This window comes from Dehalobacter sp. TeCB1 (assembly GCF_001707455.1).
Classification (GTDB): domain Bacteria; phylum Bacillota; class Desulfitobacteriia; order Desulfitobacteriales; family Syntrophobotulaceae; genus Dehalobacter; species Dehalobacter restrictus.
Genome location: NZ_MCHF01000025.1, coordinates 66,696 through 72,695, shown reverse-complemented (window position 1 = coordinate 72,695; position 6,000 = coordinate 66,696). Strand labels below are relative to the sequence as shown.

General features: G+C 40.0%; 8 protein-coding genes. 6 read left to right on the top strand and 2 right to left on the bottom strand.

Annotated features, from left to right (window positions below):
- Nucleotides 1–273 precede the first annotated feature (273 nt).
- On the top strand, nucleotides 274–1,110 hold the full coding sequence (gene dinD / locus A7D23_RS07490; protein ID WP_019226260.1) for a DNA damage-inducible protein D: 837 nt from the start codon (nucleotides 274–276) through the stop codon (nucleotides 1,108–1,110).
- A 73-nt stretch (nucleotides 1,111–1,183) separates the two neighbouring features.
- Entirely contained in the window at nucleotides 1,184–1,744 is a 561-nt protein-coding gene (locus tag A7D23_RS07485) for a hypothetical protein (protein WP_015044485.1), read from the top strand.
- Between the two features lie 42 nt (nucleotides 1,745–1,786).
- Here the strand turns inward: A7D23_RS07485 and A7D23_RS16625 are convergent, their stop codons facing one another.
- Nucleotides 1,787–1,900 (bottom strand): hypothetical protein, encoded by a 114-nt coding sequence (locus A7D23_RS16625; RefSeq protein ID WP_343205477.1) that lies wholly within the window; start codon nucleotides 1,898–1,900, stop codon nucleotides 1,787–1,789.
- Nucleotides 1,901–2,440: 540 nt separating this feature from the next.
- Here A7D23_RS16625 and A7D23_RS16025 point away from each other — a divergent pair.
- Both A7D23_RS16025 and A7D23_RS07475 read left to right on the top strand, forming a co-directional pair.
- Entirely contained in the window at nucleotides 2,441–2,611 is a 171-nt protein-coding gene (locus A7D23_RS16025; RefSeq protein ID WP_015044484.1) for a hypothetical protein, read from the top strand.
- 42 nt (nucleotides 2,612–2,653) lie between these two features.
- Nucleotides 2,654–2,995 (top strand): hypothetical protein, encoded by a 342-nt coding sequence (locus A7D23_RS07475; protein WP_015044483.1) that lies wholly within the window; start codon nucleotides 2,654–2,656, stop codon nucleotides 2,993–2,995.
- Nucleotides 2,996–3,099: 104 nt separating this feature from the next.
- Here A7D23_RS07475 and A7D23_RS07470 read toward each other — a convergent pair whose 3' ends face one another.
- Nucleotides 3,100–3,711: an Ig-like domain-containing protein gene (locus tag A7D23_RS07470; protein ID WP_019226257.1), complete on the bottom strand. Its 612-nt coding sequence runs from the start codon at nucleotides 3,709–3,711 to the stop codon at nucleotides 3,100–3,102.
- A gap of 382 nt (nucleotides 3,712–4,093) precedes the next feature.
- On the opposite strand from A7D23_RS07470, the gene A7D23_RS07465 reads away from it, so the two are divergent.
- Nucleotides 4,094–4,762: a response regulator transcription factor gene (locus A7D23_RS07465; protein WP_019226256.1), complete on the top strand. Its 669-nt coding sequence runs from the start codon at nucleotides 4,094–4,096 to the stop codon at nucleotides 4,760–4,762.
- The gene (locus A7D23_RS07460) at nucleotides 4,759–5,778 is read left to right on the top strand and encodes a sensor histidine kinase (RefSeq protein WP_019226255.1); all 1,020 of its coding nucleotides are present in this window, start codon (nucleotides 4,759–4,761) and stop codon (nucleotides 5,776–5,778) included. Before A7D23_RS07465 ends, A7D23_RS07460 begins: the two co-directional genes overlap by 4 nt.
- The last annotated feature ends 222 nt before the right edge of the window (nucleotides 5,779–6,000 follow it).

Sequence of the window (6,000 nt, the reverse complement as noted above, 5' to 3'; positions counted from 1 at the left end):
TCCATTTGAGTCACTCCCATTCTATCTAAATGTCTACCTTAGACTCTTTTGGTGACACTTAGACTCTTTGGGATATTCTCTCATTCTGCTGATTCTATGACAATCCGCCTACATGGTTTACGCTTACTATCGTATGGCCAGAAGGCTTGAACTTATGGGGAATGAAAAATATGCGATATCGCCGTTGATTTGGGTATTACAAAGACAATGGAATTAATTGGTTGAAATAGAACGTATGTTTGTTTATAATGGTCTCAGAGGAGGGGAGTTCATATGACTGAGATTGAAAGATATTCGGAAAAAACTTTTGAAGCTATCAAGCATTTAACTACAGAAGGTATAGAGTTTTGGTATGCCAGAGAGTTAAAGGCTGTTTTGGAATACCAACAATGGCGAAGGTTTAGTGAAGTTATCGATAAAGCAAAAATTGCATGCCAGAACAGTGGCAATATTTTGTCTGACCATTTTGCCAACGTTGGCAAAATGGTTGATATCGGTTCAGGTGCTGAACGAGAGATAGAAGATATGATGCTTTCCCGTTACGCATGTTATTTAATTGTTCAAAATGGAGACTCTCGAAAAAAAGTGATTGCAATTGGACAAACCTATTTTGCCGTAAAGACACGTCAGCAAGAATTAATCGAAAACTATGAGCAGTTGACCGAAGAACAGAAGCGTTTAGCAATCCGTAATGAGATTATTGCCCATAATAAGTCTTTAGCTGATGCGGCAAAAGGGGCCGGAGTTGTTGAAGCAAAGGATTATGCGATTTTTCAGAATAAAGGCTACCAAGGGTTGTATGGCGGCTTAGGGGTGAAAGAAATCCATGAATGCAAAGGCTTAAAGAAAAGCCAAAAAATACTCGACCATATGGGAAGCACCGAATTAGCGGCAAATCTATTCCGAGCTACTCAAACAGATGAAAAACTGAGAAGAGAGAATATTAAAGTAAAAGATAAAGCCAATCAGACTCATTTTCAAGTAGGACAAAAGGTAAGGCAAACGATTAAAGAATTGGGAGGAACCATGCCGGAGGATTTGCCAACACCGGGGAAGAGCATTCAGCAAATTGAGAAAGAACATAAGAGTAGGTATAAGGAAATAGAATAAATGCTTTAAGGGAAGATAAAAATATTGATCATATTTATGTTTTGGCAATGACAAAAACCAAGGGGTGAATTCCGTGAAAATTTTTATTGGTGGACCCAGAGCCATTAAGGTTATTGATAAAAATGTTGATGAAGGGCTAAAAAAAATAATAAAACGAAATGAAACCGTTTTGGTTGGTGATGCCAATGGCATGGATCGAGCGATCCAGCAGTTTTTTTTCCAGCATCAATACAGGGATGTATTTGTCTATGCCAGTCAAGGTAAAGCCAGAAATAACGTAGGAGATTGGCCGATTCAAACAATTGAGGTCTCGGATAAGGTCAAAGGGTTCGACTTTTATGCAGCCAAAGATAAGACAATGGCCGAAAATGCCGATCATGGCTTTATGATATGGAATGGAAAAAGCAAAGGGACATTAAACAATATTATTAATCTCACGAAGCAAAACAAAAAAGTTTTACTCTATTATACTCCACACAAAAAAATTTATATGATCTATGAAATGGCAGAGGTTGAAAAATTGGCTGCTGCTTGTGGGGAAAATATACGTCGATTATTCTTAAGTCTGTCATCCCGAAAGAGCAAAGATATCACGGATAGAGCCTTGGAGCAAATGTCGCTCTATGATGGATAAGTTATTAAAAATCATTGAAAGTCGATGGTTTTATTTAATTTCCTACTCCAAATTGCGAAAATCATCCGTATTAAAAAAGTCCGATAGGGAGATGTTTAATCCGTCGCATAACTTTTTGATCGTCACGATACCCGGATTTTGGCTTTCATCATTCAGAATACTTTTTATTGTCGATTGTGGTACCCCGGCTCTATAGCTTAACGCATTTGGGTGTTATATCCCGCTCTCTACAAAGATCAACAATTCTATCACCGGAGAAAATAACCGAAGGGATTACTTTGTTGGGAGAAAATGGTTATTGTCGGAATTAGATACTAGGTTGCTAATACAAGCTGAATTTCATGGGATTAGTTAATCAAAAAGGCTCCCCAGCAAGTGATTTACGAAAAACAATGACTGTGGGGAGCTTTCATTCAGCTTATCGCTGTCGTGGTCAACGATAAGGTTTTCCATTATCCCAGCAAATAGTCGATAGTTATACCATAGAATTTCGCGAACATAATTTGTGAGGATTTTATGCGAATAGTGCATATAAATCAATTCTCCTTATTACATGAGGTATAATAGGGTTCGGTGATAAATTTTATATACAAAAGTATGTATTGAAGATCCTATGTTACTGTTATATCGCCAACATAATATCTTTATATTTTGTATGCTTAGTTAGTGATATGACACGAGAGAGGTGTATTTCTCATGCCGGATTACAAGGAAATGTATTTTCAACTTGCCGCTAAAGTAGCAAATGCTGTTGATATCCTTGTCGAAGCACTTCAGCATGGAGAAAACAATTATACCGAAGAAGAAACCCCGGTTATTTCGCTCAAAAATTCTAAACGAGAAAAGAAAGGGGGCGATCAAGCATAATGATCATTCAAACAACCATAAAGAATTTTTGAGGAGCGGGAAATGATGCAAGAAGGCAAACATCATCAAATGGATGATACGATCCGGCTAGTCAGGTGGTTATCCGAACATCCTAAAATCCAAAGCAGGCTGTGCGAAGGAGAATACGAATCCACACCCGAAGAATGTATCGAAATGATCGAAATGCTGGAGAAACATTCATTTTACGATATGATCTTCATTCTTTTGATGAAGAATCGCCACGATCCGGTGATCGATGAAGCCCTTACCAAGATGGTTACGGAAAAGATCGCAAATGAATGGGAGAGAATCGGAACGGAGCAAATGTGCCGGGATATTAAAGAACGGATCAGAAAGGAAATAAAGATAAATGAGGTTCCATAATAACAGGACCATACAAAAAAAGCCCCCTAAGGGTCTTTTTTTGTTCATCAGTTGTTAAAAAATCGAAACGGGGGATCATGGTTAAGTTAATTTATAGGAGTTCTTTATTTTTTCTTTTTTCTTAATAGAAACCAAGCTGCAATGGCAGCTACAACACCATAGCCGAGAACAGAAGAACCGGATTCATTTTGATCGCTGACTGTTGAAACAGGCTCTGCTTTTTCGTCAACATTTAAAGTGATACTATTTGTTTTTCCGTTACTTGACTTAGCTGTTATGATCGCGGAACCAGGATTTGCTGCTGTAACGATACCATTTTCACTAACTATAGCAACATTGATATCACTTGATGACCAAGTAATAGATTTATTCTCTGCATCTGAAGGGTAAATAGTAGCACTTAATACAGTTTCGCCTCCAACTTCTAATATAGTGTTATCTATAGAATTGATCATTACAGAGCTAACGTCAACTGGTTCAGGTATTGTTATTTTTTTTGGTGTTTCATATGGGCAGACTCCATTAGGATGTAAGTGGGGGCCGTAACCATGATGATAATGGTAATAACCTAATCCACTAGCATTTTTGTTATCTCTATGTCCGCCGTTTGAATCAGTTCTTCCTGAATGGGCAAAAGTATTAGATGAAAATAACAACAAAATAATTACGATAGGTAATAGGATTCTTCCAATTGTTTTTATTTTTTCTCTTATCAACGCACCATCTCCCTAGTATAGTAAAGAATGAGCCTATTTAAGTGTTGAAAATTGTAAATTTCTATATAAAAAAGTCGAAAACCCTTAACAACATAAGAACCATTATTCTTTCAAGAATAACAGTTCAAATTTTGGATACATTTATGAAGTTGATTCGATTGCTAAAAATTCGGATTTTAGAAAATTACAAATATATTTTAACATAATCTACTAAATATTTGTGAAAAAAAATAATGCCTTGAAATATTTTCATGATTGCATATAAACAATGGAATTAATTGATTGAATTAGAACGTATACCTGAAAGACAACCGTTTAATTTGGACCGGATTCTATGATATATTAAAAATAAGATGGTAATGAAGAAAGCAGGGGCATTATTTTGGAAAAAATACTGATTATTGAGGATAATAAAAAAATCCGGGATGAGCTTTGCATCTTCCTGTCCCAGAACGGCTATGAATGCCATGCGCCTGGAACATTTGAGGACATGATCGGCTTCACGCTTTCTTTAGCGCCGCAGCTTATCCTGATTGATCTCAACCTGCCTGTGTACGACGGCTTCCATATCTGCCGGGAAATCAGGAAGCACAGCGAGGTACCGGTCATCGTGGTCACCAGCCGCGATACGGAAATGGATGAACTGGCCGCCATGAACCTGGGCGCCGATGACTTTATCACCAAACCTTACAATACCCATATCCTACTGGCACGGATCGCGGCGGTCATGAAACGGGTATATCGCGAAACAGCGCAGGACAGGCTGACTTGCGGTGAATTTACGATCAATCTTGCCAAAAGCAGTTTGGAGGTTGCCGGCAGTTCGATTGAACTTACCAAAAACGAAATCAAGATGCTGACCTGTCTCTGTGAAAAAAAAGGCGCGATTGTAAGCAGGGACGAATTGATGCGTTATTTATGGAACAGCGATCTTTTTATCGACGACAACACCCTGACTGTCAATATGGGCAGGCTGCGCCGCAAACTGGAGGACGCCGGCCTTGAAAATGTCATCGAAACCAAACGCGGTCAGGGGTACTTGATCATATGACGATAAGAGACTTTATCAAAGAAAAAAGAGCCTATATCGTCTGTCACCTGTTGGTAGCCGTCATGACCATTCTGATGCTGGCAGCTTTAAATCCGGCCGGAGGAAAGGCTTTCGCCGCCGTCATCGGAACCATTTATGTCGTCGGAGCGTTGATTCCGCTGGCGATGGAGTTTAAGAAAAAATACGCGTTTTATCAGACGCTCGTTAGTTCCTTTGACAGGCTCGACCGCAAGAACCTCATTGCCGAAATGGTCTCGGAACCGGATTTCTATGAAGGCGCTCTGCTCCACGACATTTTAAAAACATCCAACAAGGCCTGTCTTGAAGAAATCAACCAATATAAAAATAAGCATGACGAATACCGTGAATATATCGAAATGTGGGTTCATGAAATCAAAACGCCCATCTCCTCGTCCAAGCTGATTGCGCAAAATAACAGGAGCGAAGCAACGGACAGCATGGCCGAGGAGTTGGACGCGATTGAAAACTATGTGGAACAAGCCTTGTTTTACGCCCGAAGCAGCGCCGTCGAAAAGGATTACCTTATTAAAGAGACCAGTCTGGAAAAGCCGGTTTTAGCGGCAATTAAGAGAAACGCCCAACAGCTGATCGGAACCGGCATGTCCGTTGCGACGGATGACCTGGAGAAGACCGTTTATACGGACACTAAATGGCTGGAATTCATGCTTCATCAAATCATTTTGAATTCCCTGAAATACGCAAACGAACAGGACGCCCATCTAAAATTTACAGCTGCTGAGCGTGATAACCGTTGTATTCTTGCGGTTACCGATAACGGGCTGGGAATTCCCGCAAATGAACTGCCCAGAATTTTTGACAAGGGGTTTACCGGAACAAACGGCAGGCTGAGGGGGAAATCCACAGGCATGGGCCTTTACATCTGCCGCAGACTCTGCGAAAAATTAGGCATAGCCATCAGCGCGGAATCTATCCCCGGCAGCGGTACGACCCTATATCTTGTTTTCCCCAAGAGCTCAATGACCGACATCATCTAACCATGAACTCGTACAATATTCTATAATTCTTTACTCAAATGATTTCATAAAATCTGATTACCCCATATTAGGTCTGTGTGCCACAAGTTCCAGCGTCAAGCGAAGCACGGATTGCGAAGCGCGGCTGTTAGCGCCAAGGATGGCGCTATCTGCCGAAAGCGGAATTGTGGCACACAGACCAACCCCAGATAAAAAGAATGTTAACATGACAAAAATGTAAGG

Bases quoted from the DNA above. Each gene is read 5' to 3' on its own strand.
- A7D23_RS07460 (WP_019226255.1), top strand. From the start codon at position 4,759: ATGACGATAAGAGACTTTATCAAAGAAAAAAGAGCCTATATCGTCTGT.
- A7D23_RS07475 (WP_015044483.1), top strand. From the start codon at position 2,654: ATGATGCAAGAAGGCAAACATCATCAAATGGATGATACGATCCGGCTA.
- A7D23_RS16025 (WP_015044484.1), top strand. From the start codon at position 2,441: ATGCCGGATTACAAGGAAATGTATTTTCAACTTGCCGCTAAAGTAGCA.
- dinD (WP_019226260.1), top strand. From the start codon at position 274: ATGACTGAGATTGAAAGATATTCGGAAAAAACTTTTGAAGCTATCAAG.